The organism is Micromonospora sp. HNM0581, assembly GCF_012726175.1.
Classification (GTDB): Bacteria; Actinomycetota; Actinomycetes; order Mycobacteriales; family Micromonosporaceae; genus Micromonospora.
The window spans coordinates 21,987-48,290 of record NZ_JAASAD010000021.1; the positions used below are offsets into that span (position 1 = coordinate 21,987).

The 26,304-nt window shown below is 69.6% G+C and carries 23 protein-coding genes and 1 tRNA gene; 8 read left to right on the plus strand and 16 right to left on the minus strand.

Features of this window, described 5'->3' with window-relative positions; genetic code table 11:
• Positions 1–140 precede the first annotated feature (140 nt).
• Both galE and galK read left to right on the plus strand, forming a co-directional pair.
• On the plus strand, positions 141–1,124 hold the full coding sequence (gene galE / locus HCA58_RS20480; RefSeq protein ID WP_169599459.1) for a UDP-glucose 4-epimerase GalE: 984 nt from the start codon (positions 141–143) through the stop codon (positions 1,122–1,124).
• Positions 1,121–2,290 carry a galactokinase gene (gene galK / locus HCA58_RS20485; RefSeq protein WP_169599460.1) on the plus strand — a complete coding sequence of 390 codons (1,170 nt, stop codon included), beginning with the start codon at positions 1,121–1,123 and terminating at the stop codon, positions 2,288–2,290. Before galE ends, galK begins: the two co-directional genes overlap by 4 nt.
• Before the next feature lie 93 nt (positions 2,291–2,383).
• Here galK and cysN read toward each other — a convergent pair whose 3' ends face one another.
• From cysN to HCA58_RS20525, 8 genes are all read right to left on the minus strand, one after another.
• A complete protein-coding gene (gene cysN, locus HCA58_RS20490) occupies positions 2,384–3,685 on the minus strand; it encodes a sulfate adenylyltransferase subunit CysN (RefSeq protein WP_169599461.1) in 1,302 nt (433 codons plus the stop codon).
• A complete protein-coding gene (gene cysD / locus HCA58_RS20495) occupies positions 3,685–4,593 on the minus strand; it encodes a sulfate adenylyltransferase subunit CysD (RefSeq protein ID WP_169599462.1) in 909 nt (302 codons plus the stop codon). The genes cysN and cysD overlap by 1 nt, the downstream gene beginning before the upstream one ends.
• Before the next feature lie 74 nt (positions 4,594–4,667).
• Positions 4,668–5,495, minus strand: coding sequence for a 3'(2'),5'-bisphosphate nucleotidase CysQ (locus HCA58_RS20500; protein ID WP_169599463.1), 828 nt, complete (start codon positions 5,493–5,495; stop codon positions 4,668–4,670).
• 180 nt (positions 5,496–5,675) lie between these two features.
• Positions 5,676–6,266, minus strand: coding sequence for an aminoacyl-tRNA hydrolase (gene pth, locus HCA58_RS20505; protein WP_169599464.1), 591 nt, complete (start codon positions 6,264–6,266; stop codon positions 5,676–5,678).
• A gap of 115 nt (positions 6,267–6,381) precedes the next feature.
• Positions 6,382–7,071, minus strand: a complete 690-nt coding sequence (locus HCA58_RS20510; RefSeq protein WP_169599465.1) for a 50S ribosomal protein L25/general stress protein Ctc — start codon at positions 7,069–7,071, stop codon at positions 6,382–6,384.
• A gap of 267 nt (positions 7,072–7,338) precedes the next feature.
• The gene (locus tag HCA58_RS20515; protein WP_169599466.1) at positions 7,339–8,319 is read right to left on the minus strand and encodes a ribose-phosphate diphosphokinase; all 981 of its coding nucleotides are present in this window, start codon (positions 8,317–8,319) and stop codon (positions 7,339–7,341) included.
• Between the two features lie 61 nt (positions 8,320–8,380).
• Positions 8,381–9,904, minus strand: a complete 1,524-nt coding sequence (gene glmU, locus HCA58_RS20520; protein WP_169599467.1) for a bifunctional UDP-N-acetylglucosamine diphosphorylase/glucosamine-1-phosphate N-acetyltransferase GlmU — start codon at positions 9,902–9,904, stop codon at positions 8,381–8,383.
• A 99-nt stretch (positions 9,905–10,003) separates the two neighbouring features.
• Positions 10,004–10,075 (minus strand) — tRNA-Gln (locus HCA58_RS20525).
• 283 nt (positions 10,076–10,358) lie between these two features.
• Here HCA58_RS20525 and HCA58_RS20530 point away from each other — a divergent pair.
• Positions 10,359–11,315, plus strand: a complete 957-nt coding sequence (locus HCA58_RS20530) for an acyl-CoA desaturase (RefSeq protein WP_169599468.1) — start codon at positions 10,359–10,361, stop codon at positions 11,313–11,315.
• A gap of 106 nt (positions 11,316–11,421) precedes the next feature.
• Positions 11,422–12,105, plus strand: a complete 684-nt coding sequence (locus HCA58_RS20535) for a TetR/AcrR family transcriptional regulator (protein WP_169599469.1) — start codon at positions 11,422–11,424, stop codon at positions 12,103–12,105.
• A 4-nt stretch (positions 12,106–12,109) separates the two neighbouring features.
• Here HCA58_RS20535 and HCA58_RS20540 read toward each other — a convergent pair whose 3' ends face one another.
• The 6 genes from HCA58_RS20540 to HCA58_RS20565 all read right to left on the minus strand — a co-directional run bounded on the left by HCA58_RS20540 (position 12,110) and on the right by HCA58_RS20565 (position 18,298).
• Entirely contained in the window at positions 12,110–12,586 is a 477-nt protein-coding gene (locus HCA58_RS20540; protein WP_169599470.1) for a DUF4383 domain-containing protein, read from the minus strand.
• 281 nt (positions 12,587–12,867) lie between these two features.
• Positions 12,868–13,323 (minus strand): DUF4383 domain-containing protein, encoded by a 456-nt coding sequence (locus tag HCA58_RS20545; protein WP_169599471.1) that lies wholly within the window; start codon positions 13,321–13,323, stop codon positions 12,868–12,870.
• Between the two features lie 126 nt (positions 13,324–13,449).
• Positions 13,450–15,252 (minus strand): ABC-F family ATP-binding cassette domain-containing protein, encoded by a 1,803-nt coding sequence (locus HCA58_RS20550; protein ID WP_169599472.1) that lies wholly within the window; start codon positions 15,250–15,252, stop codon positions 13,450–13,452.
• A 159-nt stretch (positions 15,253–15,411) separates the two neighbouring features.
• On the minus strand, positions 15,412–16,359 hold the full coding sequence (locus HCA58_RS20555; protein WP_169599473.1) for a 4-(cytidine 5'-diphospho)-2-C-methyl-D-erythritol kinase: 948 nt from the start codon (positions 16,357–16,359) through the stop codon (positions 15,412–15,414).
• A gap of 78 nt (positions 16,360–16,437) precedes the next feature.
• On the minus strand, positions 16,438–17,310 hold the full coding sequence (gene rsmA, locus HCA58_RS20560) for a 16S rRNA (adenine(1518)-N(6)/adenine(1519)-N(6))-dimethyltransferase RsmA (protein WP_169599474.1): 873 nt from the start codon (positions 17,308–17,310) through the stop codon (positions 16,438–16,440).
• A gap of 85 nt (positions 17,311–17,395) precedes the next feature.
• Entirely contained in the window at positions 17,396–18,298 is a 903-nt protein-coding gene (locus HCA58_RS20565; RefSeq protein WP_169599491.1) for a TatD family hydrolase, read from the minus strand.
• Between the two features lie 75 nt (positions 18,299–18,373).
• On the opposite strand from HCA58_RS20565, the gene HCA58_RS20570 reads away from it, so the two are divergent.
• Both HCA58_RS20570 and HCA58_RS20575 read left to right on the plus strand, forming a co-directional pair.
• Positions 18,374–19,630 carry a hypothetical protein gene (locus tag HCA58_RS20570; protein WP_346776058.1) on the plus strand — a complete coding sequence of 419 codons (1,257 nt, stop codon included), beginning with the start codon at positions 18,374–18,376 and terminating at the stop codon, positions 19,628–19,630.
• Between the two features lie 83 nt (positions 19,631–19,713).
• Positions 19,714–20,565 carry an alpha/beta hydrolase gene (locus HCA58_RS20575; RefSeq protein ID WP_169599475.1) on the plus strand — a complete coding sequence of 284 codons (852 nt, stop codon included), beginning with the start codon at positions 19,714–19,716 and terminating at the stop codon, positions 20,563–20,565.
• 101 nt (positions 20,566–20,666) lie between these two features.
• Here HCA58_RS20575 and metG read toward each other — a convergent pair whose 3' ends face one another.
• On the minus strand, positions 20,667–22,469 hold the full coding sequence (gene metG / locus HCA58_RS20580) for a methionine--tRNA ligase (RefSeq protein WP_169599476.1): 1,803 nt from the start codon (positions 22,467–22,469) through the stop codon (positions 20,667–20,669).
• 150 nt (positions 22,470–22,619) lie between these two features.
• Here metG and HCA58_RS20585 point away from each other — a divergent pair, with 150 nt between their 5' ends.
• Positions 22,620–23,564, plus strand: coding sequence for a hypothetical protein (locus HCA58_RS20585; protein ID WP_205809227.1), 945 nt, complete (start codon positions 22,620–22,622; stop codon positions 23,562–23,564).
• 9 nt (positions 23,565–23,573) lie between these two features.
• On the opposite strand, the gene rsmI is transcribed toward HCA58_RS20585, so the two are convergent.
• Complete coding sequence (gene rsmI / locus HCA58_RS20590) at positions 23,574–24,422, minus strand: 16S rRNA (cytidine(1402)-2'-O)-methyltransferase (protein WP_169599477.1); 849 nt, start codon at positions 24,420–24,422, stop codon at positions 23,574–23,576.
• A gap of 83 nt (positions 24,423–24,505) precedes the next feature.
• Between rsmI and HCA58_RS20595 the strand changes: the two genes are divergently transcribed.
• Entirely contained in the window at positions 24,506–26,194 is a 1,689-nt protein-coding gene (locus HCA58_RS20595) for a phospholipid carrier-dependent glycosyltransferase (RefSeq protein ID WP_169599478.1), read from the plus strand.
• The last annotated feature ends 110 nt before the right edge of the window (positions 26,195–26,304 follow it).

The window sequence follows — 26,304 nt, forward strand, 5'->3', positions numbered from 1 at the left end:
CCGACACGGCCACGCTGTTCACCTTTGCGTGGATCGCACTCAGCTTCGTCGGTCCAGGGGCAAAGCGCAGACACAGCCAGCCGCCGTAGGGTGACCATCACGAGGCCGCGACCCGGGTCGGCCAGGCGGGAGGAACCGACGTGAAACTGCTCGTCACCGGCGGCGCCGGCTTCATCGGCAGCGTGGTCACCCGAATGCTGCTCGACGCCGGGCACGAGGTGGTCGTGCTGGACGACCTGCGCACTGGTCACCGCGCCGCGTTGGCCCCCGACGCCGTCCACGTCGAAGCAGACATCCACGACGCGGCCACGGTGCTCACCCCGCAGGCCGGCTTCGACGGCGTACTGCACCTCGCCGCGCTGATCGCCGCCGGCGAGTCGGTGGTCTCCCCCGAGCGGTACTGGCACAACAACACCGTCGGCACCCTGGCGCTGATGGACGCGGTACGGGCCGCCGGCGTGCCACGGCTGGTGTTCTCCTCCACCGCCGCCGTCTACGGCAACCCCACCGAACTGCCAATCCCGGAGACCGCAGTGAAGGCGCCCACGAACACGTACGGAGCAACGAAGCTCGCCGTCGACATGGCGCTCACCTCGGAGTCGATCGGGCACGGCCTGGCCGCCGTCTCGCTGCGCTACTTCAACGTCGCCGGTGCCCACCTCGACGGTGAAGTCACCCTCGGCGAACGGCACGATCCCGAAACCCACCTCATCCCGATCGCGTTGCAGGTGGCCGCCGAACGACGCGACAAGCTGCAGCTCTTCGGTGACGACTATCCGACCGTCGACGGCACCTGTGTCCGCGACTACATCCACGTCTCCGACCTGGCCCGCGCCCACCTGCTCGCCCTGGACGCGGCGACCGGGGGGCAGCACCGCATCTACAACCTCGGCAACGGCAACGGCTTCACGAACCGGCAGGTCGTCGAGGTCGTCCGCGAGGTCACCGGGCACCCGGTGCCAGTCGAGGTGGCGCCCCGCCGCGAAGGTGATCCGGCCGAACTCGTCGCCTCCGCCGCGCTCGCCCGCACCGAACTCGGCTGGGAACCCCGCAAGGCCACCCTGCACGACATGGTCACCGACGCCTGGACCTTCTACCGCACACAGGTCCTGCACCGCCGGTGACCTTCCCCGCCGACAACGTGGCCGAGCGTGCCACCACCTGCTTCCGAAACACCTACGGTCAGCCGCCCGCCGGCCGCTGGGCAGCGCCCGGACGGGTCAACCTGATCGGTGAACACACCGACTACAACGACGGGTTCGTGCTGCCGTTCGCACTTCCGCTGCGTACCGTCGTCGCGGCCGCTCCACAGCCGACCGGCAACTGGACGGTCCGTTCCGAACTCACCGGTGAGACGGTCACCTTCGGCACCGACGACGTTTCCCGGCCCGGCCGGGTGACCGGCTGGGCCGCGTACGTCGCCGGGGTCGTGTGGGCGTTGCGGGAAGCGGGGCTCGGCGTGCCCGGCGCCCGGCTGGCCGTCGCCTCCGACGTACCGCTCGGCGCGGGGCTTTCCTCCTCCGCCGCGCTGGAGGCTGCCGTGCTCACCGCGCTCGTCGACCTGGGCGGGCTGGAACTGTCGACCGACAAGCAGCCCCGGCTGGCCCAGCGCGCCGAAAACCAGTACGTCGGTGCACCCACCGGCATCATGGACCAGTCAGCGGTGATCCGCTGCCGCACCGGACACGCCCTCTTCCTCGACTGCCGCACCGGACAGGTCGAACACATCCCGTTCGACCTCGGCAGCGCCGGCCTCGCGGTCCTGGTGATCGACAGCCGCGCCCCGCACCGGCACGCCGACGGCGAGTACGCGGGCCGCCGGGCCAGCTGCGAGAAGGCAGCGGCCCTGCTCGGCGTGACCGCGCTCCGGGATCTCCCGGCCACCGGCCTCGACGACACGCTGACCCGGCTCCCCGACAGCGAGATCCGCCGCCGGGTCCGTCACGTGGTCACCGAGAACCAGCGGGTGCTCGACACCGTCGCGCTGCTTAACGCCGGGCAGGCTCGGCGGATCGGGCCGCTGCTCACCGCGTCGCACGCCTCGATGCGGGACGACTTCGCCATCACCGTCCCCGAAGTGGACACCGCAGTCGATGCCGCGCTGGCCGCCGGGGCGCTCGGTGCCCGGATGACCGGCGGTGGCTTCGGCGGCTGTGTACTGGCCCTGGTCGAAGCGGACAGGTCCGATCGGGTGGGCGCGGCCGTCGCCGCCGCCTACACCGACCGTGCCTTCGCCGCCCCCTCCTTCTTCACCGCCACACCCTCCCCGGGCGTCACCCGAATCGACTGACCCCTACCCGTCGATCAGGAAGTTCTTCTCCGTTTCCCCAACAGAGGCCCGGGCAGAACTTCCTGATCAACCAATTGGGTCCGGGTAGGTCGGTCAGGGCGTCTCGACGATCATGCCGGCGCCGACCGTGCGGTTGGTGGCCTCGTCGATGACGATGAACCCACCGGTGGCGCGGTTGCGGCGGTACTCGTCGGCCAGCAGCGGGACGGTGGTCCGCAGCCGGACCCGACCGATCTCGTTGAGCCGCAGTTCGCTCGCCGACTCGTCACGGTGCAGCGAGTTGATGTCGAGACGGTAGTGCAGGCCCCGGACGATCGCCCGCGCCGCGCGGGTCGTGTGCTTGATCGCGTACCTGCCGCCAACCTGCAACGGACGGGTTTCGTCCATCCAGCAGACCATCGCCTCGATGTCCTGCGCCACCGCCGGCGCGTTGTTCGGCCGGCAGATCATGTCCCCGCGCGAAATGTCGATCTCGTTCTCCAGGCGCACCGTCACCGACATCGGCGGGAACGCCTCCGCGACCGGTCCGTCGGCGGTCTCCACCGCGGCGATCCGGCTGGTGAAGCCCGAAGGCAGCACCATCACCTCGTCACCCGGCTTGAGCACCCCCGACGCGACCTGACCGGCATAGCCCCGGTAGTCGGTCACGGTGGTCGACTGCGGACGGATCACGTACTGCACCGGGAAACGGACATCGACCAGGTTGCGGTCGCTGGCGATGTGCACCCGTTCCAGGTGGTGCAGCAACGCCGGCCCGTCGTACCAGGGCATGTTCTCCGAACGGGTGACGATGTTGTCGCCCCGCAACGCGGAGATCGGCACCACCGTCAGATCCGGCGCGTCCAGTTTCGCGGCGAAGGCCGTGAACTCGTCAGCGATCCGATCGAAGACTTCCTGCGAGAAGTCCACCAGATCCATCTTGTTGACGCAGAGCACCAGATGCGGCACCCGCAACAGTGAGCACAGGAAGGCATGCCGGCGGGACTGCTCCACCAGACCCTTGCGGGCGTCCACCAGGATCAGCGCCAGGTCGGCGGTGGACGCGCCGGTGACCATGTTCCGGGTGTACTGGATGTGCCCGGGAGTGTCCGCGATGATGAACTTGCGTCGAGGCGTGGCGAAGTAGCGGTACGCCACGTCGATGGTGATGCCCTGCTCCCGCTCCGCCCGCAACCCGTCGGTCAGCAGCGCCAGATTCGTGTACTCGTCGCCACGGGCCGCGCTGACCGCCTCGACCGCCGCCAACTGGTCGGTGAACAGTGACTTCGTGTCGTAGAGCAGCCGACCGATGAGGGTCGACTTACCGTCGTCCACGCTGCCCGCCGTGGCGAACCGCAACAGATCCATCGGCCGACCCTCGGCGACCGGAGCCGCGGCCAGAGTCTCGGTACCCATCAGAAGTAGCCCTCCCGCTTGCGGTCCTCCATCGCGGCTTCGCTGACCCGGTCGTCACCCCTGGTCGCGCCTCGCTCGGTGATCCGGGTGGCGGCGACCTCATCGATGACCTTCTCGACCGTGTCCGCGTCGGAGCGCACCGCCGCCGTGCAGGACGCGTCACCGACCGTGCGGTACCGCACCCGGGCCTTGAACCGATCCTCACCGGCCCGCGCCGGCAGGAACTCGTTCACCGCGTAGAGCATCCCGTCGCGCTCGACCACCTCACGCTCGTGCGCGTAGTAGATCGACGGCAACTCGATCCGCTCCCGGGCGATGTAGTGCCACACGTCCAACTCGGTCCAGTTGGACAGCGGGAACACCCGGATCGACTCACCCGGATGGTGCCGACCGTTGTAGAGCGCCCACAGCTCCGGCCGCTGGTTCTTCGGATCCCACTGGCCGAACTCGTCACGGAAACTGAACATCCGTTCCTTCGCCCGAGCCTTCTCCTCGTCCCGCCGCGCCCCGCCGAACAGAGCGTTGAAACGGTGCTTCTCCACCGCCTCCAGCAGCACAGGTGTCTGGATCCGGTTGCGCGTCCCGTCCGCAGCCTCCCGGACCAGGCCGCTGGCCAGGGCTTCCGGCACGCTCGCCACCACCAGCTGAAGGTTCAGCTCGGCCACCCGCCGGTCGCGGTAGTCGAGGACCTCCGGGAAGTTGTGACCCGTGTCGACATGCATCACCGGGAACGGGATGTGACCCGGCGCGAACGCCTTCTGCGCCAGCCGGAGCATGACGATCGAGTCCTTGCCACCGGAGAAGAGCAGCACCGGCCGCTCCAACTCGGCAACGACCTCGCGCATCACGAAGATGCTCTCCGCCTCCAGCGCGTCGAGGTGGGTGACCTGGTACGCGACATTGGTCATGGCACCGGCTCGATTCGCTCGGTCATCCGCTTTCCAGACCTTTCCGGTCGGCTATGTCAGGAAGTAGCGACAGGCTACCCGCAATGCCGCTGCAACGCCGCAAGTAACCGGCTGGCGAGATCCTTGCGGCACACCAACAGGTCAGGCAGGCGCGGATCCGCCTCGTTGTACTTCAGCGCAGAGCCGTCGATCCGGGAAGCGTGCAGACCGGTGGACGTTGCCACAGCCACCGGTGCCGCCGAGTCCCACTCGTACTGCCCGCCGGCATGAATGTAGGCGTCCACCTCACCCGTCACCACAGCGGCGATCTTCGCCCCGGCCGAGCCCATCGGCACCAGCTGCGCCCCGACCTCGTCCGCGAGGTCGGTCAGGAACGCCGGAGGCCGGCTACGACTCGCCGCCAACCGCACCGCACCACCCGCCGTCGCCGCCTCCGGCGTCATCGGTGGATAGGCCGGCGGCAGGTCCGTACCCAGCACCCGATGCTGAGCCGGCAGCCCGACCGCCCCAGCGACCAGACCATGCGACGTCGTCGCGTTACGGGCCCAGAGCGCCACGTGAACCGCCCAGTCCGCGCGGCCCTGCTCGCTGAACTCCCGGGTACCGTCCAACGGATCGATGATCCAGACCCGGTCGGCGGTCAACCGCGAAATGGCACCGGCGTTCACCTCGGCCGCCCACGCCAACCGGGAACCCTCGTCCTCCTCGGAGAGCACCGCGTCACCCGGACGCCACCTCGCCAACTCGGTACGGATGAGGTCGTGCGAGACCTTGTCACCCGCCGACTTCAACGCACCGGCATCGGCGAACCCCATCTCCGCCCGCAGGTCCAGCAGTGCCCGCCCGGCCCGATCCGCCAGCCACCGCGCGAACGCCCCGTCGATCATCGGTGGACCGTTCATGCTTCCGCTCCCGTCGCCACGATCCCGCGTACGCCAAGCGACCGGCCCCGCCCCGACCGCCGACCCCGCACACTACCGGGCCACCGGTGAGCCCGACCGCCGCAGGGCACCCGGGACACACCTGTCGAAAATGCCGTCCGAGCCGAAACGGCGGCCGACGGGAACACCTCGGGCACCGCGCTAGCTCCCGTGGTAGAGGTTCTGGGTCGCCTCCACACCCCGGCTGACCACGGACTCCACCACGTCCGCAGCCCGGTCCACCAGAAAGTCCAACTCCTTGCGCTCCGCCATGCCGAAATCCGACAGCACATAGTCCGCCGGGTCCTGCCGCCCCGGCGGCCGACCGATACCGAACCGCACCCGCACGTAGTCCTTCGTGCCCAACGACTTCGACATCGACCGCAGGCCGTTGTGTCCGCCCTCGCCACCGCCGCACTTGACCCGCACCTGGCCGTAACCGATGTCCAACTCGTCGTGCACCGCTATCACCCGACCCGGCGGCACCTTGAAGAACTGCGCCAGACTCACCACCGGCCCACCGGACAGGTTCATGAAGGTGAGCGGCTTGGTCAGCACCAGTTTCGGCCCGCCCAACCCCAGCCGCCCCTCCGCGACCTGCGCCACCGTCCGTCGGTGCCGGCCGAACTTCCCGCCCAGCCGACCAGCCAGCAGATCGGCGACCATGAACCCGACATTGTGCCGGTTGCCCGCGTACTCCCGACCCGGATTACCCAGGCCCACCACGAGCCACGGCCCTACCTCGTCCGTCACCGCCCGCCCCTCCCACTCGCACCGGTGGTGAACCACCACCCGCGCCGCCGGTCATCCGATACGCCGACAGGCGCCCCCGAGGACCGGGGACGCCTGTCGCAGAACAGAAAGACTGTCAGGCCTCGGTGCGGCCCTCGGCGCCCGCCTCGCCCTCGGCGGCCGACGCCCCGGCAGCCGCCTCGGTGACCTCGCCGGCTCCGGCCTCGGCCTCCTCGGTGGCCTCCTCCGCCTCGGGCAACGTCGACTCCAGCTGCTCGGCGGTCGGCGCGGCAGTGACCGTGGCGATCGTCAGCTCCGGATCGGCGGCCAGCTCCACACCCGCCGGCAACGTCACGTCAGCGGCGGTGACCTGGGAGCCCGGCTCGGCACCCTCGATGGAAGCCTCCAGGTGATCCGGCACCTTCGTAGCGTCGGCGGTCACCGTGAGGGTGTCGTGATCGTGCACGATGAGCGTGCCCGGCGCGGCATCACCCGTGAGCTGGATCGGAACCTCCACGGTGACCTTCTCACCCCGCCGCACCAGCAGCAGGTCGACGTGCTCGAAGGTGTCTTTGACCGGGTCCCGCTGGATCGACTTCGGCAACGCCAACGCCTGGGTACCGTCGCTGATGTCGAGCACCAGGAGCTGGTTGGCGCCACCGTTCCGGATGGCCGCCGCGAACTCGCGGGCCGGCAGTGCGATGTGCTTGGGCTTCTCGCCATGGCCGTACAGCACGGCGGGCACCTTGCCGGCCCGGCGGGTACGGCGGGCACCACCCTTGCCGAACTCGGTGCGGGGCTCGGCGCTGATCTTTACCTCGGACACGGGGAAACTCCTGATGCTTCGCTGCGGCAGCTTGTCGTCTGGCGGTGCTGGGCGGGGGGCTCGCAGGGGCGCATGCGTCAGAAGACTGCCCGGAGCACCGCGTCGATCACGGTGCCTCCGTGCGGCGCTTCTCAGCGGCCCGCAGGGCACCCTCGCCGTGGCAACCGCACCAGTCTACCCGAGCGGTTTCCGGGCTTTCCGGCAGTCCCCGTACCCGCCCTGGGACCCGGACCGGCACCGGCCAGACGACTCAGTGGCGAGCCGCGCTCAGCTCAAACCACCGAACAGAGTGGTCACCGACCCGTCGTCGAAGACCTCGCGGATCGCCCGGGCCAACAGCGGTGCGATCGACAACACGGTGATCTTGTCGAGCTGCTTCTCCGGCGGCAACGGAAGCGTGTTCGTCACCACCAGCTCACTGATCGGGCTGTTCTTCAACCGCTCCGTCGCCGGATCGGAGAGCAACGCATGGGTCGACGCCACGATCACGTCCGCCGCCCCCGACTCCTGCAGGATGTCCGCCGCCCGGCAGATCGTGCCGCCCGTGTCGATCATGTCATCGACGATCAGGCACACCCGGCCCTCGACCTCACCGACCACCCGGTTCGCCACCACCTGGTTCGGCTTCATCGGATCCCGGGTCTTGTGAATGAACGCGAGCGGACAACCCCCCAGCCGATCCGTCCAGCGCTCGGCCACTCGCACCCGACCCGAGTCCGGCGCGACAACGGTCATCGGCCGGCCCGCGTACTTGCGCTCCACGTACTCGGCCAGGATGTCCATCGCGAAGAGGTGGTCCACCGGCCCGTCGAAGAATCCCTGGATCTGCGCCGTGTGCAGATCCACGGTGAGGATACGGTTCGCCCCGGCGGTCTTGAGCAGGTCAGCGACCAGCCGCGCCGAGATCGGCTCCCGCCCGCGGTGCTTCTTGTCCTGCCGGGAGTACGGATAGAACGGCAGGACGACCGTGATCCGCTTGGCCGAACCACGCTTCAGCGCGTCGACCATGATCAGGGTCTCCATGACCCACGTGTTGACCCCGTGCGTGACCGACTGCACCACGAAGGCGTCCGAACCACGTACCGAGTCCTTGAAACGTACGAAGATCTCGCCGTTGGCGAACTCGTACGCGTCGGCTGGCGTCGGCGCGACGCCGAGCACCTCACCGATCTCCCTGGCCAACTCTGGGAAACCACGTCCGGAGAAGAGCATCAGGCTCTTGCGGTTTTCGGCGACGATGCTGCCCATGGCCCGTCTGCTCCCGTATTCGGTAGGAGGTACCCGGCCTGCGGTGGTGGTCGGCCGGGGACTATTCGGTTGCAGTATCTCCCGCCCGATGCGTACCGCCCACCGACTCGGCGGTGCCGTGGATCTCCTCACCTTCGCTTGCGGAGGGGACGACGGCCGAAGCACCCTGCGCACGCTCGGCCGCCTGGGCGGCAGCGGTACCTGCCCGCCGCTTGAGCACCCAGCCCTCGATGTTGCGCTGACGTGCCCGAGCCACACCCATCGCACCTGCCGGCACGTTCTCGATGATCACCGAACCGGCCGCCGTGTACGCCCCGTCACCCACCTCGACGGGCGCGACGAACATGTTGTCAGCACCTGTCCGGGCATGACTGCCGATCACCGTCCGGTGCTTCTGCACACCGTCGTAGTTCACGAACACCGACGCCGCACCGATGTTGCTGTGTTCGCCGATCGTCGCGTCACCGACGTACGTCAGGTGCGGCACCTTCGAGCCGGCACCGATCTCGGTGTTCTTCACCTCGACGAACGTGCCCACCTTCGCGCGCTCCGCCAACCGGGCATCCGGGCGCAGGTACGCGTACGGTCCCACGCTGGCGCCCGGCCCCACCTCGGCGCCGACCGCGTGGCTGCGCAGCACCGTCGCACCCGGCCCCACCACCGTGTCGACCAGAGTCACGTCCGGCCCGACCACGGCGCCGCTGCCGACCACCGAACCGCCCCGTAGCTGCGTGTTCTGGTCCACCACCGCGTCGCGGTCCAGCGCCACCGTCACGTCGATCCAGGTGGTCCCGGGGTCGAGCAGACTCACGCCGGCCCGCATCCACCGCTCGTTGACCCGGTCCCGCAACAACCGGCGCAGCGCCGCCAACTCCACCCGGTCGTTGCAGCCGAGCGTCTCGGTGTGGTCGGCGGCCAGGTGCACACCGACCGGTTCGCCAGCGGAGACCAGCAGCTCGAAGACATCGGTGAGGTACTCTTCGCCCTGGTCGTTGTCGGTCGACAACTTGCCGAGTACGTCGCGCAACCGGATCGCGTCGAAAGCGTAGATGCCGGCGTTGATCTCCCTGATCCCCAGTTGGGCAGGAGTGGCGTCCCGCTGCTCGACGATCTGCTCCAGCCGGCCCGTCGCGTCCCGCACGATGCGTCCGAGCCCGGCCGGGTCCGGCACCTCCGCCGCGAGCACGGTCGCTGCGGCACCCTCGCTCTCGTGTGCCGCCACCAGTTCGCCGACCGTCTCGGGGCGCAGCAACGGCACGTCGCCGTTGAGCACCACCACCGTGCCGGTCGCCTCGGGAGCGGCCTCCATCGCGATGCGCACCGCGTGCCCGGTGCCGTGCTGTTCTGCCTGGTGCACCGCGGTGGCCCCGGGGGCGATCCCGGCCAGGTGGGTCCGGACCTGGTCGGCACCGTGCCCCACCACCACCAGGGTGCGTACCGCATCCAGCGGGGCGGCGGCGTTGAGGACGTGACCCACCAGCGTCCGGCCGAGCAGCGGGTGCAGGACCTTGGGCAACGAGGACTTCATCCGCTTGCCCTCACCGGCGGCGAGCACGACGACGGTACGGGGGTAAGGCTCGGGCACGACGTGGCTCCCGTCGGAACGCGGACAGTCTCGCGCCCATGCTAACCAGACAATCCGGCCTGTTCATCAACGGTGCGAGGATCGCCATAGAGGCAATTGCTGGGGTGCCTGGATTCGAACCAGGAGCTCAAGGCTCCAAAGGCCTGCGGGTTGCCGTTACCCCACACCCCATCGAGCTGTCAAGTCGACAGAACGCATCACATCGCAGAGGCGCGTTCGGTCATCGACCGGAACAGTTCGCCGATCATACCCTCTGCCCGCCGGTAGGGCTCGCGACCCACCCGGCACATGGATCACGAGATGCCCTCGGCACCCGTCGCCGCCGTTCGACGGGGTTGTGCTTCTTTGACGTCCACCAGTTACACCTGTCGGTGCTTGATGTGATCTACCGCACCCCTAAGTTACGGTGACGTAGGCGTAGATTCCGCGAACCGACCGTCCCCTGCGAGGTGCCATGTCCGCAGCTGTTCTCGGCCCGCAACCAACCAACCCCAAGCCCCTCACCCAGGGCACCCAGTCTCGCGGCATCCTTGTCGCGCTGTGGTCCTTCGTGATGATTCCGTTCGCGGCGCTGATCGCCGCCGTGCCCGTGGCCTGGGGCGGTTGGCTCAGCTGGACCGACGTCGGCATCGCCGTCTTCTGGTACCTGGTGTCGGGCCTGGGAATCACGGTCGGCTACCACCGGTACTTCACCCACGGCTCGTTCAAGGCCAGGCGGTGGCTACGGATAGCCCTCGCCGTCACGGGTTCGCTCGCCGTCCAGGGCGACGTCATTCAGTGGGTGGCCGACCACCGGAGGCACCACGCCTTCTCCGACCTGGAAGGGGATCCCCACTCGCCGTGGCGGTTCGGCGCCACGCTGCGCGGCCTCACCAAGGGGCTGTTCCACGCGCACATCGGCTGGCTGTTCGGCCGCGAGCTGTCCAACCGGGAGCGGTTCGCACCGGACCTGCTGGCCGACCGGGACATCCGGCGGATGGACCGGCTCTTCCCGCTGCTGGTGATCGTCTCGGTGCTCGGCCCAGCCCTGATGGGGTGGCTGTTGACGTGGTCCTGGCAGGGCGCGTTGAGTGCACTCTTCTGGGCCGGCCTGGTCCGCATCTCGTTGCTGCACCATGTCACCTGGTCGATCAACTCGGTGTGTCACGTGTACGGGGAGCGACCGTTCATGATGCGTCACGGCGACCGGGCGGCGAACTTCTGGCCGCTGGCGCTGTTGTCCTTCGGGGAAAGCTGGCACAACCTGCACCATGCCGATCCGACGTGTGCACGGCACGGCGTGCTGCGGAGGCAGGTCGACGTCTCGGCCCGGGTGATCTGGTTCTTCGAGAAGGCGGGCGCGGCGTGGGACGTGCGCTGGCCAAGGCCAGACCGGATCGCGGCGAAGCTGGCCCGGCCGGCGGACCGGTGACCGGGCAACCAATCCGCAAGTTACCTGGCAGTATGTTCGGGTGACCGGGCGGAAGACAGGCAGCATCCCACGACAGGGCGTCACCGAGCGCCAGCGAGGTGACGAGATGGCCGGGCCCCCCCAGCAGGAGGGCGGCAAGCGACGGCGGGTGGTGCCCGCGTCCGGCAAGCCGACGGTCCGGGTACGCATGTCCGCCGCCCAGCGCCGCGAGCAGCTGATCTCGATCGGTCGGCAGATCTTCGCCGAGCGTGGCTTCGACGCCACCTCCATCGAGGAGGTGGCGTCGAGGGCGAAGGTTTCCAAGCCAGTCGTGTACGAGCACTTCGGCGGTAAGGAGGGGCTCTACGCCGTGGTGGTGGACCGGGAGGTGCGGTCCCTGCTGGATCGGATCACCACGGCGTTGACCGCTGGCCATCCGCGGGAGTTGTTGGAACAGGCCGCGCTGGCGCTGCTCGGCTACATCGAGGAGGAGACCAGCGGATTCCGGGTGCTGGTACGGGAGTCGCCAGCACTCTCGGCGACCGGCAACTTCAGCAGCGTGATGAACGACGTGGCGCACCAGGTCGAGCACATCCTCGGCGCCGAGTTCTCCGGTCGGGGTTACGATCCGAAGCTTGCCGAGTTGTATGCGCAGGCACTTGTCGGCATGGTCGCGTTGACCGGCCGTTGGTGGCTGGAGGTGCGGGAACCACGCAAGGAGACGGTCGCCGCGCACCTGGTCAATCTTTCCTGGAACGGGTTGTCACACCTGGAAGCCAAGCCGGGGTTGATCACGGCGGGCGGACGCTGACCGGTCAGCGTCGGTGGGTCCCGGCGACCGGGTGGTTTCGGCGGCTCCGCTCGTTCGCGGCGTCCTCGTGTGGGCCGACCTTGTCGTAGAGGCCGGTGCCAAGCAGGATCAGTCCGAAGAGCATCGAGACGATCACCGTCGACATGGAGAAGTTCAAGAAGTTCGCGTCGGTCTGGAGTACCGACATCATCAAGATGCTGGTGACCAAGAAGACCGCTCCGGCGGTGAGGTTCATGTAGTGGCCGAGGTTGGTTCGCCGGGACGCACCGATGATCAGCACGATCCCGAAGGCGATGGAGGCCAGCGAGAAGGCCAGGTTGGTGCGGAGGCCCAGCGCCCAGTTGCCGTCCCGGCCGAACAACGGGTCACCCCAGGTGAGCGCAGTCCCCCAGACGCCGAAGATCAGGATGTAGAGGCCGACCAGACCGGAGAGCACCCGGTAGAACGGCCGCGCCGGATGATTCACCGGGAAATGCGGCATCGGCTCCTCCACGCGAAACGGGACAACAACGACATTGTCCCGCATGTGGCGAGCCTGCGTCCTTCGAATGCCAACTCGGCCACCACCCATGCAGCCGAGCCGCGCCCGGAAACGGCCGCAGGGCCGCCTGGGACGCAACCACGCACCTGCGCATCTCGGGCGCGCCCGACGGATACGCGATCGACGGGCCTTCGCTGGAGCCCGACCCGCGCAGGGAGCCAACCTCACCGACCGGAGGGTCGGGCTCCGGCGAAACCACTACCGGAACCAGCAGCGACAGCTCAGAGCACGAGCCGTGCCTTCTGCCACGCCTCGTGCTCGTCGTCACTGCCGACCTTGCCGTACATACCGGCCATCAACAGCACCAGGCTGAGCACCATGTGGACGATCACCGTGGCGACGCTCAGGTTGAAGACGTTGGCCTCGGTCCGAATGAAGGCGAGTCCAGCCAGACTGACCACCATGATCAGGTAAGCGGACCACTGGTTGATCAATACGTCGAGGTTGCGCCCGATGGCGGTGCCGGCCAACACGATCGCGCCAACCACGATGTTGAGCAGGGAGAAGCCGAGGTTCGTACCCTGTCCCAGAGCCTCGGTGTCACCCTGGCCGAAGAAGGACTCACCGGTGCTGGCCAGGAGGCCGATCACACCGAAAGCCACCAGGTACAGACCGATCAGCCCGCCGAACGCCCGGTAGATCGGCCGCGCGGGGTGGTTGACGGGGGTGTGGGCCATGTCTGTTTCTCCAACGCCGTTGGGTGAGGGTCGACGACGATTCTCCCGCATCCGACACTGTGACGCCGCACACGGGGTCCCGGGAATCCCGCGTCGGCGCAGCGTATCCGGCCGAACAGGGTCGGTTCAGGTCGCGGGGATCGCATCGGCCAGGGTCAGCCAGGCCTGCTCGACCTCTTCCCGCTCGCCGCGTACCTGGGTGAGTTGGGCGTCCAACTCGGCCACCCTGGTGTAGTCGGTGGCGTTGGCCGCGAGTTGATCCAACAGGTCGGCTTCCTTCTGTTCCAGCTTGCCGACCTGCCGTTCGAGGCGCGCCAGTTCCTTGCGGGCCTGCCGGGCCTCGGCGGCGCTCATCCCGCCACCGGCCGGGGTGTTCGTCAGGGCGTCGGGAGCCGGGGTACGTCCGGACCGCGACCGGTCGTCGGTGCGAGCCAGGTAGTCGTCGACCCCGCCGGGCAGGTGCACCAGTCGACCGTCGCCGAACATGCCGTACACGGTGTCGGTCACCCGCTCGATCAGATAGCGGTCGTGGCTGGCCACCACGATCGTGCCAGGCCAGGAGTCGAGCAGATCCTCCAGGGCCGCGAGGGTGTCGGTGTCAAGGTCGTTCGTGGGTTCGTCGAGCAGCAGCACGTTCGGTTCGCCGGCAAGTAGTCGCAGCATCTGGAGTCGACGCCGCTCACCGCCGGAGAGATCACCGACCGGGGTCCAGAGGCGCCGGTCGTCGAAGCCGAAGACTTCGGCGAGCTGGGCGGCGGAGATCTCCCGGTCGCCGAGTCGGACTCGCCGGGCAACCTCCTCGACTGCTTCGAGGACGCGCAGGTCGTTCGGCAGTTCGGCGAGTTCCTGGGAGAGGAAGGCCGGCCGGACGGTGCTGCCGGTGACCAACCTCCCGCCGTCGGGGCGGGTGACACCGGCCAGCATCCGCAGCAGGGTGGTCTTGCCCGCACCGTTGGCACCGAGAATGGCTACCCGGTCACCGGGACCGACCTGCCAGGTGGTCGCGTCGAGGATCGTCTTGGGACCGGCAAGCAGCCGGACATCCTCCAGGTCGTACACCTGTTTGCCGAGCCGGGCGGTGGCCAGTCGTTGCAGCGACGTGGTGTCGCGGGGCGGTGGCACGTCGGCGATGAGCGCGTTGGCCGCGTCGATGCGGAACTTCGGCTTCGAGGTCCGGGCCGGGGGGCCACGGCGCAGCCAGGCGATCTCCTTACGGAGCAGGTTCTGCCGGCGTGCCTCGGTGGCGGCGGCGATTCGTTCCCGCTCTGCGCGGGCGAGAATCCAGGCGGCGTAGCCGCCCTCGTAGGCCCGTACGGTCTGGTCGGCGACTTCCCAGGTGGTGGTGCAGACAGCGTCGAGAAACCACCTGTCGTGCGTGACCACGACCAGGGTGCCCTTGCGATCGAGCAGGTGCCGGGCAAGCCAGTCGACGCCACCGACGTCGAGATGGTTGGTGGGCTCGTCGAGGATGAGCAGGTCCGCGTCGCGGACCAGCAGGGCGGCCAGTGCCACCCGACGGCGCTCACCACCGGACATCGGCCCGACCGGAGCGTCGAGGCCGAGGTGGGGCATGCCGAGCCCGTCGAGGATGGCGCGTACGCCGGCATCGCCGGCCCATTCGTGCTCCGCCCCCATGCTCTCGGCGAGCCACTCGGTGCCGAGGACCACGTCGCGGACGGTGACCTCGGGGCTGAGGGTGAGATTCTGCGGAAGCCAGGCGACGCGTAGGTCGCGGCGGTGGGTGACCCGACCCTCGTCGGGCTGCTCGGTGCGGGTCAGCAGTCGTAGCAGCGTGGACTTGCCGGCACCGTTGAGCCCGACCACGCCGATCCGGTCGGCGTCGTCGAGACCGAGTGAGACCTCGGTGAGCAGTGGCCCGGCCGCGCCGTAGCCTTTGGACACCCGATCCAGGTTGACGATGTTGGCCACGTACCCACCTTTCATGATCAAGGCGTCCCGGGTGCCGGCGGGCACCTGGGGACGCCTGTCGTTCCAGGGTACGCGGAAGCAACGCCACGAAGGTCACCGCGCCGACGTCGGCTCAGCCCGAACGGCGCACGAGCCCCGGCTCGGGCGGGTTCGGCGGCGTCAGCTCACGCGGGCGCCGTGCACCGGGCCGTGGGCGACGCGGGCCTGCCGGCACACCCCGGCCGTTGCCAACTCGGCGGCGACGCGTTCGGCCTCGGCGGCGTTGGCGGTGAGGAACACGCAGGTCGGGCCAGAACCGGAGACGATGCCGGCCAGCGCCCCGGCCGCCTCGCCGGCCTTCAGGGTGCTCGCCAGCGACGGTCGCATGGCCAGAGCGGCGTCCTGAAGGTCGTTGCCGAGGTTCGGGGCGAGCACCCGAGGGTCACGTTGCCGCAGTGCGGCGAGCAGGCCGGCGGTGCTACCCAGGGGCGGCCCGGCGGCACCGGTCTCGCGGAGCCGGTCGAGTTCCCGGTACGCCTGCGGGGTGGACAGGCCGCCGTCGGCGATGGCGACCACCCAGTGCCAGGAGGTCGGGCGGGCCAGCACCGGGCTGACCGCCTCGCCCCGGCCGGTACCCAACGCGGTACCGCCGTGGATCAGGAAGGGCACGTCCGAGCCGAGATCGGCGGCGATCCCCGCCAACTCGTCCCGGGACAGGCCGGTGCCCCACAATGCGTCGCAGGCCACCAGCGCGGCTGCGGCGTCGGCGCTACCGCCGGCCAGCCCAGCCGCCAACGGGATCTGCTTACGCAGATGCAGCCGGGCGTGCGGTGGCACACCGGCGTAACCGGCGAGGGCGTGCGCAGCTCGGATGATCAGGTTGGAGTCGTCGAGGGCGAGATCCCCGGCGCCCTCGCCCTCCATGGTGAGGATCAGCGTGTCGCCGCGTCGCGCGGTCAGCTCGTCGTAGATCGAGATCGCGTGGTAGACGGTGTTCAGCTCGTGGTAGCCGTCCCGGCGCAGCGGGCCGACCCCCAGGTGCAAGTTGACCTTGGCGGGAACCCGTACCCGGACCGGACCGCTCGCTCCACGCGGCTCGTCGTCCCCCGGACGCCACGCCTCGGTCACGGGACGAGGTCCCGAACGGGCAGCCGCACGTCGCACGACTCGGTCACGATCAGCTCCTTGGCAGGCACGGCGCTCAGCCTACTGGGCTGCCGGCGTAGGACTCGGGGCCGACGCGGCCACGGCGGCGAACTGCTCGACCGTGAGTGATTCGCCGCGTGCGCTGGGGTCAACACCGGCGGCGGTGAGCGTGGCGGCGGCCCGTTCGGCACCGCCGGCCCAGCCGGCCAGGGCGGCACGCAGCGTCTTGCGACGCTGCGCGAAGGCGGCGTCGACCACCGAGAAGACCTGCTCCCGGGGTACGTCGGCGCGGGGCGGTTCGCGTCGGGTGAAGGCGACCAGACCGGAGTCGACGTTGGGCACCGGCCAGAAAACGTTCGGCGGTACCTTTCCGGCGGCACGGGCGTGTGCGTACCAGGCGAGCTTGACCGACGGTATGCCGTACACCTTCGAGCCGGGACCGGCGACGAGGCGGTCGGCGACCTCTTTCTGCACCATCACCAGACCGTGCCGGAGGCTCGGCAACTCGGCGAGCAGGCGCAGCACCACCGGCACGGCGACGTTGTAGGGCAGGTTCGCCACCAGTGCGGTGGGTGCCGGATCGGCCAGGTCGGCGGCGACGATCCGCAGGGCGTCCGCGCGGTGCACCCGGAGCCGGGCGGCGGTGGCACCGGCGTGCCGGGCGGCGGTACCCGCGAGCGCACCGGCCAGCGTCGCGTCGATCTCGACGGCGTGCACGTGGGCGACGACGGGCAGCAGGCCGAGGGTGAGCGAGCCCAGCCCCGGACCGACCTCGATCGCCACGTCGTCGCCGGTGAGTCCGGCGGTGGCGACGATCCGGCGGACCGTGTTGGGATCGTGGACGAAGTTCTGGCCGAGCTTCTTGGTGGGTGCGACGCCGAGTCGGGCGGCGAGGTCCCGGATCTCCGCCGGGCCGAGCAGGTCTGCGGCCATAACCCGACAGCGTACGGGGTGCAAGGCAGGGCACCCTGTCGACGCCTCAGGTGTGGAAAGGTGCCCTGCCAAGCCGTCTGGCTGATCAGTTCCAGGGGCCGAAGGCCCGTTCGCCGGTTGCCGAGATGGCGGTGCAGAGTTCGTCGAGGTCGGTGCCGGTCGTGGCGGCCAGCGCCCGGACTGTGAGCGGGATCAGGTAGGAGGCGTTGGGCCGGCCACGGTACGGGACGGGAGTGAGGTATGGCGCATCGGTCTCCACCAGGATCTGGTCCAGCGGAGTCAGCGCGGCGGCCTCCCGCAGCGTGCCGGCGCTGGCGAAGGTGATCGTGCCGGCGAAGCTGAGCAGGTAGCCCCGGCGGACGCACTCGGCGGCGAACTCGGCGTCGCCGGAGAAACAGTGCATCACCACCGTGTCCGGCGCGCCCTCGTCGTCGAGGATGCGCAGCACGTCGGCGTGCGCCTCCCGGTCGTGGATCACAAGTGTCCGGCGGTACCGCTTGGCGATGGCGATGTGTGCCCTGAAGCTTTCCTCCTGCGCGGCGCGGCCCTCGTCACCGGTGCGGTAGCGGTCCATGCCCGTCTCGCCGACACCACGGACCCGTTCCTGACCGGCAAGCGCTTCGATCTCGCGTAGTGCCCCGTCGAGGTCGGCCAGCCGGGGGGCCTCGTTGGGGTGCAGCGCCACTGCGGCCAGGACCGCCGGGTACCGGCCGGCGACCTCGGCACCCCAGCGGGAGGAGGCGACGTCCACACCCACCTGCACCAGCCGGTCCACGCCGACAGCGGCGGCGATGTGGATGGCTGCGGCGACCGGATCCTCCGCGGTTCCGCCACCGGGTATCCCGGCTTCGCTGACGGTGATGTCGAGGTGGGTGTGGCTGTCCAGCACGGGTCGGGGCAGCGGTTCGGGTGCGGGTGGGAACTCTCCGGCGCGGCGGGCCGCGCGCTGACTACGGGACTCGTTCGGCTCGCTCATCGTCGACAGGATCACACACCGCACGAGTCCACCGTGCCGCCACCCGGAGTTCATCCCGACTACGCTCCGCACCCCTACCGTCGCAGGGTGGACGCGCGAAGCGAACTTTCCCGGCCCGGCGGCGCGGTGCCGGAGCAGACTGGTCTGCGGGTGGCGTTCGGCGGAGCGGTGTACCCGGCTGAGGAGATCGCCCGGGGTGCGGCGTACGAGCTGTTCAGCGCCGACGAGGCGGCCGGTTTCGAGTGGGCACCGCGGCCGGGTGCGGTGCTGCCGTGGCGGCGGTTCGTGCACGTCACCGAGATCGGCGCCGTTTACGGTGCGACCGAGCAGGCCGAGGATCCGGAGACGCCCCTACTGGTGCCGCTGCACCGGGAGCGAGGTTGGTCGGAAGTGCACCGCCTGGCCCAGCAGCCGGCCGCTGCGGACGACCCGCTGATCACCGCGGTACGCGCTTCGGCGAGCGTACGGCGCGGGACCCGGATGATGAAGATGCTCTCGGCCCGGCAGTTCGCCGGTTACGTGCGGGGTTGGCTGCCGCACGGATTCTGCTACCGGGAACACGACGTGGCGCATCTGCGCACCCCGGCGACGACAGGTGTGCTGCGTACCGACGGTGGGGACAGCCGGGAGGGCGCGGACGTGACGTACGCGCTGCGGTGGCGGGCCGCCGACCCGGGCGACTACGACGTGCCGGCGGGTGCGACGTACCGGGGGCTGACGGCGCTGGGTGCCCGCGACCGGTTGGGACCGGCGGTGCTGGGCACCGGTTTCACCCCCAGCAGTCACCACCTGATACCCGAGTTCGTCACCCGGGACTTCAGCGACCTGCCGATGCCGGCGAACGCCACCCTGTTGGCGTACTCGCCGGAGGGCCAGGAGGTGGTGCTCTACGCCTACCAGGCCGAGCAGCGGGGCTGGCTACGGATGGTCGGACCGCAGTGGCGACACCTGCTCGCCGCGGTGCCGGGTCTGTCACCCGATCAGGAGTACGTACCGACCGGGGAGGCGCCACGTTCGACCCGGCTGGTGGGCACGTACGCGGGTGCGGAGTACGAGGCGGTCGCCGACCTGCCCGGCGATTTCCGGGTGCTGGCGCTGACCCGGGCTGCCCGCTACCCGGTCGGCGGGGTGCGGCGGCGGTTGCGCCTGGCTGCCTGGCGGGGGGTGCCGTGTCTGGTGCTGCGCGAGGAGGCGGGTTGGCTGCGGCTGCGACTGCGACGCCCGGATCCGGACGCGGTCGCCGCAACCGGCGCCCAGTGTCACGAACGGGGTGTGTACGAGACGTGGGCTCCGGGTGGTGAGATCACCGACGACCAGGTGGTGGATCACCCGTACCTCCGCTGAGCTGGCCTGTCGGGTGGGGTGACGCAGGAATATCGGGTGCCTGCCGGGGAAGGCTCGGTTTCCCGCCCTGACAGGAGGACGAAATGCCCTTCATCACCGTCGGCACGGAGAACTCCGCGCCCATCGACCTGTACTACGAGGATCACGGGTCGGGCCAGCCGATCGTGTTGATCCATGGCTTTCCCTTCAACGGGGCGACCTGGGAGAAGGTCTCCGGACCCCTGCTCGACGCCGGTCACCGGGTGATCACGTACGACCGGCGTGGTTTCGGCAGTTCGGCGCAGCCGGCGTTCGGGTACGACTACGACACCTTCGCCGCCGACCTCGACGTGTTGATGACCGAGTTGGATCTACGGGACACGATTCTGGTCGGCCACTCGATGGGTACCGGTGAAGTGACCCGCTACCTGGGTGCGTACGGCTCGGAGCGAGTGGACCGGGCGGTGCTGCTGGCGCCGCTGGCGCCGTACCTGCGGCAGGCACCGGACAACCCCGAGGGCGTCGAGGTGAGCCTCTTCGAGGAGTTCAAGCAGGCGATCGACGGTGATCGGTTCGCCTATCTCACGCAGTTCTGCAACAACTTCTTCAACTACGACGAGAACAGGGGCAGGCTGGTCAGTGAGGAGGCCTACCGGGCGCACTGGAACATCGCGGCAATGGCCTCGGCTCGGGCCATCCACGACTGTGTGGATGCCTGGGGTACGGATTTCCGGGCCGACGTGTCCCGCATCGACGTGCCGGTGCTGATCGTGCAGGGCGACAACGACAACGTGCTGCCGTACCCGAAGACGGGTCAACGGTTGCAGCCGATGCTCGCCGACAGCCGCCTGGTCACGTTGAAGGGTGCCCCGCACGGCACCCCGTGGACCAACGCCGACGAGGTGAACCAGGCGATCATGGAGTTCATCGGTACGCCGGCTCTGGCCCGCAGTTGATCCGGTTCGGGCTGCCTGCGCGCGGTGGCGGACACGGGGTCGGAGTGGTCACGCCACGGGCGGTCCCGAGTGGGTCGCGCCCGTGGCGGTGGATCGTGTCGTCAGCCCTCGAGCCGGGCCAGTTCCTCGTCCACGATCGACGGGTCGAGCTTGCGGAAGACCGGCTTGGGTGCCGCCAGCGCCCGGCCCACCACGAGTGGTACGGACTCCCACCGCGCACCCTGGGTGTAGTCCCCGGTCAGCACCGGGTACGCGGGGCCGTCGTCGAGGTCGGCGACCTCCTCGATCACCGGCATGGGGGCGTGCACCCCGGTGCCACCGAGCAGCTCGTGGATCTTCTGCGCGGAGTGTGGCAGGAACGGGGTGAGCAGCGTGTTCGCGTCGCTCACCACCTGGAGGGCGACGTGCAGGATGGTGCCCATCCGAGGCTTGGCGGCTTCGTCCTTGAGCTTCCACGGCGCCTGGTCGGAGAGGTACCTGTTGGCCTCGGCGACCACCTTCATCGCTTCGCCGATGGCCTGTTTCTGCCGGTGCCGGGCGATCAGGTCGCCGACCGTGCCGAAACCGGCGCGTGCCACGGCGAGTAGCGCCTCGTCGGCTTCAGTGAGCCCGTCCGGGCCGATCGGCGGTATCCCGCCGAAGTTCTTCGCTGCCATCGAGACGGACCGGTTGACCAGGTTTCCCCAGCCGGCGACCAGCTCGTCGTTGTTGCGGCGCAGGAACTCGGCCCAGGTGAAGTCGGTGTCGTTGTTCTCCGGACCGGCCACCGCGATGAAGTATCGCAAGGCGTCGGCGTCGTAGCGTTGGAGGAAGTCCCGGACGTAGATGACAACCCGGCGGGAGGATGAGAACTTGCGTCCCTCCATGGTAAGGAACTCACTGGAGACCACTTCGGCGGGGAGGTTGAGTCTCCCGACCCGGCCTGGTTCGCCGCCCCGGCTGCCCTCTCCGGAGTAGCCGGACAGCAGCGCGGGCCAGATCACCGAGTGGAAGACGATGTTGTCCTTGCCCATGAAGTAGTAGGACTGCGAGTCCTTTCCCTCATCATCGGTGGACCACCACTTCCGCCAGGCTTCCGGGTCGCCGGTGCGGCGGGCCCATTCGATGGATGCGGACAGGTAGCCGATGACGGCGTCGAACCACACGTAGATCCGCTTGTCGGTGCGCTCGCGCCAGCCGTCGAGCGGGATCGGCACCCCCCATTCCAGGTCGCGGGTGATGGCCCGGGGATGCAGGTCGTCGAGCAGGTTCTTCGAGAAGCGCAGGACGTTCGGGCGCCAACCTTCCCGAGTGTCCAGCCACTGGCGTAGCACGTCGGCCAGGGCGGGCAGGTCGAGGAAGAAGTGTTCGGTCTCGACGAACTCCGGCGTTTCCCCGTTGATCTTCGAGCGTGGGTCGACCAGGTCGATGGGGTCGAGTTGGTTGCCGCAGTTGTCGCACTGGTCGCCCCGGGCGCTGTCGTAGCCGCAGATCGGGCAGGTGCCCTCGATGTACCGGTCGGGCAGGGTCCGCCCGGTGGACGGGGAGATGGCCCCCATGGTGGTCTTCGGCAGGATGTAGCCGTTGCGGTACATCCCTTCGAACAGCTCCTGCACCACGGCGTAGTGGTTGCCGGTGGTGGTGCGGGTGAACAGGTCGTAGGAGAGGCCGAGCCCGTGCAGGTCCTCCACGATCACTCGGTTGTACCGGTCGGCGAGTTCGCGGGGCGTCAGCCCTTCGGCGTCGGCCTGCACCTGGATCGGGGTGCCGTGTTCGTCGGTGCCGGAGACCATGAGCACGTCGTGGCCGGCCATCCGCATGTACCGGGCGAAGACGTCGGAGGGAACGCCGAAACCGGAGACGTGGCCGATGTGGCGTGGGCCGTTGGCGTACGGCCAGGCCACTGCCGCGAGAACGTGACTCATGGACAGAAAGCCTAGTGACCCCCGCGCGGTGACCGCGAACCAATGGGGGTCTCTGGTCGACACGTTGACCGGAACACTGTCGACAAATAGTCCGGATTGTCGCCGACACGCTTCCTGAGCTGCCTGTTTGATCGCCGCTACCGGTGTCAAATGAAGCACGTGACTGGCAGCCGAGCCGCCCGAGACCACTCCGACGGCCCTCCCGACACCGGACCGGGTTCCGGCACGTCGCCGCGTACCCACACGGTGGCGCCCCAGCCCCGCGCGGTGGCGGCGGCGGCAACGGAAGGTGCGGCCGACGCGGCCGGACCCGACCCGACCGACCTCGACCCGGCCGGTTCACCGACCGGAGTCGCAGTGGAGCCGACGACGGGCGCGCCGGTGGACCTGCTGCCTCGGCGGGTCCCGGTGCGGGCGGCGGGACGGCGGGGTCGCCGGCCGCGTCCACACGACGACGACACGCCGGACGAGGACCCCTTCTGGGCGCCGATCGAACAGGTGCACTGGGACGGCACGCCGGTACGGCAGGAGACTTCCGGCGACAGTGGTCCGTGGTGGCGGCGGTTCCGGCAGCTTCGCCGGCACCGGCCCCGCAGCAGCCACCCACCGGATCCTGTGGCGGGGCTGACCGCGCTTGTCGGGTTGAGCCTCGCGGCGGCCTTCTTCGCCTGGGTCAGTGCCGGTCCGCTCTGGCTCGCCGTCGGGCACGCCACCTCCGGCACGGTGGTGGTGACCAAATGCTCCGGCGACGGCCTGACCCAGCGGTGCCGGGGCATCTTCACTGCCGCGGACGAGGAGTTCCGGACCCATGGCGTACGGGTGAGTGGGGTGCCCCGGGATCGTGCGGTACCCGGTACGGCCGTGCCCGCCCGGGTGACCGGGCCGGACGGACACGTCGCGTACGCCGATCGTGGGGTGGGGGCCCAGCTCCGCTGGCTGCTCGGGCTGCTCGGGGTGCTCGGCTGCGCGGTGGGCATCGCCCGCTGGACCGGTGCGGCACGACTGCCCGATCCGGGCGAACGGCGGCTGGCGATCACCGCCTCGCTGGCCGGCCCACTGCTCGTCACCCTCGGTTTTCTGATCGCGGCCTGGTAGCGAGTCGGTTCACCTGTGCACGAGCGTGTAGACGTCGCGTCTCCGCAACCCGTACTCGGCTGCGACGTCGGTTATCGCGTCCCGGCGGGTGCGGCCCGCAGCCTCTCGCTCGGCCACCGCCGCGCGCAGCGCGTCGTCGTCGGGGCGGACGGCGGGAGCGGCGGGGGCACCAGCCACCACGAGAGTGATCTCGCCGCGCGGGTCGCTGTCGGCGGCCCATCGGGCCAACTCACCGAGCGGGCGACGGAGCACCTCCTCGTATGTCTTGGTCAGCTCGCGGCAGAGCGCGGCGGGTCGGTCGGCACCGAAGGCGTCGACCAGGTCGGTGAGCGCGGCAGCGATCCGGTGCGGCGCCTCGAAGAGGACAAGTGTGCGTTCCTCGGCTGCCAGTGCCCGCAGTCGGGTGCGGCGGGCGCCCGGAGCCCGCGGCAGGAAACCTTCGAAGCAGAAGCGGTCGCAGGGCAACCCGGACACGGCGAGGGCGGTGGTGACGGCGCTGGGACCGGGCGCGGCGGTGACCGGCACCCCGGCGGCCAGGGCGGCGCGAACCAGCCGGTAGCCGGGGTCGGAGACGTTCGGCATGCCGCCGTCGGTGACCAGTGCGACCACATACCCCTCGGTGAGCACGTCGACGAGTTCGGTGGTGCGCCGCTCCTCGTTGCCCTCGAAGTAGGAGACGATCCGACCGGTGATGGTCACGTCGAGGTCGCGGGTGAGCCGGTGCAGCCGGCGGGTGTCCTCGGCGGCGACCACGTCGGCGACGGCGAGTGTGTCTCGCAGCCGGGCGGAGGCGTCGGCGGGATTGCCGAGCGGCGCGCCGAGCAGGATCAGGCGACCGGTTTCGGACATTCCACCCACAGCTATGCGCTCCTTCATCGACGGACGTACCGGATTGGGGACGACAGGCGCCCGCGGTCCCCTTCGCAGCCTACGATCGCCGGGTGACGAGTGCGTCGACAGCACAGAGCGCGAGCCCCGACCAGCCCGCGGAGCCGGCAGGTAACGCAGGCACCGACCCTGGTCCGGTGGAGGGTGGCGTACCGGCGACGATCCGCCGCCGGCTGGCCACCGTCGAGGCCGGGCTGGACGCCCGTTCGTGGCTGGCCACGGCGGTGGTGGTGGTGATCGCGGCGGTTCTGCGGTTCGCGAACCTCAGCCATCCGCCGGGCAAGATCTTCGACGAGGTCTACTACGCCCGGGACGCCTGGGGGCTGGTCGACAAGGGCGTGGAGTGGAACTACCCGAACAACACCCCGTCGTACGTGGTCCATCCGCCGCTGGGCAAGTGGCTGATCGGCTTCGGCGAGTGGGCCTTCGGCTACCACGACGCCGAGCACGGGATCTCCGTACCGGGTCACCTGTTCACCACCGCGCCGGAGTTCGGTTGGCGCTTCTCGGCGGCACTGCTGGGCACGGTGTCGGTGCTGCTGCTGATCCGCATCGCCCGCCGAATGTTCCGTTCCACGGTGCTCGGCTGCGCCGCCGGTCTGCTCCTCGCGATCGACGGATTCCACCTGGTGCTCTCCCGCACCGCACTGCTCGACATCTTCCTGCTCTTCTTCGTCCTGGCCGCCTTCGGCGCGCTGGTCCTGGATCGCGACGCGACCCGACGCCGGTGGGTCCGAGCCCTCGAGTCCGGGCTGGATCCGACCTCCCGGGGGCGGGCCGGCCGCCCGCCCGGCGGCTGGCGGAACTGGCCCTGGTGGCGACTGGCGACCGGGGTACTACTCGGCTGCGCCTTCGCGGTGAAGTGGAGTGCCCTGTTCTTCGTGCCGGTGTTCGCGTTGCTGATGTTCCTGTGGGATGTCGGTGCCCGGCGGTCCGCCGGGGTACGCCGGCCGTGGCGGGACACCCTGCTCGACGGCGTTCCGTGGATGGTGCTCGCCGGTCTGCTGATGGCGGTCACCTACGTGGCGACGTGGTCCGGTTGGTTGTTCGGTCAGGAGGGCTACTACCGGCTCGCCGAGCGTTACCCGGATGCCGGGCTCAGCGACACCCCTGTCGTCGGCGCGCTATGGAACCTGATCCAGTACCACCAGGCCGCGCTCGGGTTCCACAACCAGCTCGACGATCCGCACAAGTACCAGTCGTGGCCGTGGCAGTGGTTGCTGCTGGGGCGGCCGGTGGCGTTCCACTGGACCGGCGACGGCCCCTGCGGTGCGGCGAGCTGCGCCGAGGAGGTCCTCCTGCTGGGTACGCCGCTGCTGTGGTGGTCGTTCCTGCCTGCGCTGGTGGCGTTGGTCTGGCTCGGCCTGGCCCGGCGGGACTGGCGGGCGGCGACGATCCTGCTTGCCGTAGCGGCCGGGCTGCTGCCCTGGTTCTGGTTCGCCCTCGACGGCCGGACGATGTTCTCCTTCTACGCCGCACCCGCGTTGCCGTTCCTGGTGCTTGCCGTGGTCTATGTGCTGGGTGCCGTCGCTTCGCCGGCCGGGCCGAGCGGCACCCGTGCCGTCACCGGCGTCGACGAGGAGGCGAGCAGGGACCGCAGGCTGGTCGGCAGCGTCGTTGCCGGGGCCTACGTGGCGCTTGTCGTCCTCTGTTTCGCGTACTTCTATCCGATCTTCGTGGGCTCGACCCTGCCGTACGAGGACTGGTCGGCGCGAATGTGGTTGGACGGCCGCTGGATCTGACGCCGCGGAGGGCCCGTACGCCTGAGGCGTACGGGCCCTCCGCGGAAAGCAAGACGCGCCCCGATCGCCTGCCACGGGGGAAGCGGGCGATTGGGGCGCGCACCAGCAGC

Bases quoted from the DNA above. Each gene is read 5' to 3' on its own strand.
- cysN (WP_169599461.1), bottom strand. From the start codon at position 3,685: ATGGGTACCGAGACTCTGGCCGCGGCTCCGGTCGCCGAGGGTCGGCCG.
- cysD (WP_169599462.1), bottom strand. From the start codon at position 4,593: ATGACCAATGTCGCGTACCAGGTCACCCACCTCGACGCGCTGGAGGCG.
- HCA58_RS20500 (WP_169599463.1), bottom strand. From the start codon at position 5,495: ATGAACGGTCCACCGATGATCGACGGGGCGTTCGCGCGGTGGCTGGCG.
- HCA58_RS20515 (WP_169599466.1), bottom strand. From the start codon at position 8,319: ATGGGCAGCATCGTCGCCGAAAACCGCAAGAGCCTGATGCTCTTCTCC.
- HCA58_RS20530 (WP_169599468.1), top strand. From the start codon at position 10,359: ATGTCCGCAGCTGTTCTCGGCCCGCAACCAACCAACCCCAAGCCCCTC.
- HCA58_RS20535 (WP_169599469.1), top strand. From the start codon at position 11,422: ATGGCCGGGCCCCCCCAGCAGGAGGGCGGCAAGCGACGGCGGGTGGTG.
- HCA58_RS20540 (WP_169599470.1), bottom strand. From the start codon at position 12,586: ATGCCGCATTTCCCGGTGAATCATCCGGCGCGGCCGTTCTACCGGGTG.
- HCA58_RS20545 (WP_169599471.1), bottom strand. From the start codon at position 13,323: ATGGCCCACACCCCCGTCAACCACCCCGCGCGGCCGATCTACCGGGCG.
- rsmA (WP_169599474.1), bottom strand. From the start codon at position 17,310: ATGGCCGCAGACCTGCTCGGCCCGGCGGAGATCCGGGACCTCGCCGCC.
- HCA58_RS20575 (WP_169599475.1), top strand. From the start codon at position 19,714: ATGCCCTTCATCACCGTCGGCACGGAGAACTCCGCGCCCATCGACCTG.
- metG (WP_169599476.1), bottom strand. From the start codon at position 22,469: ATGAGTCACGTTCTCGCGGCAGTGGCCTGGCCGTACGCCAACGGCCCA.
- HCA58_RS20585 (WP_205809227.1), top strand. From the start codon at position 22,620: ATGAAGCACGTGACTGGCAGCCGAGCCGCCCGAGACCACTCCGACGGC.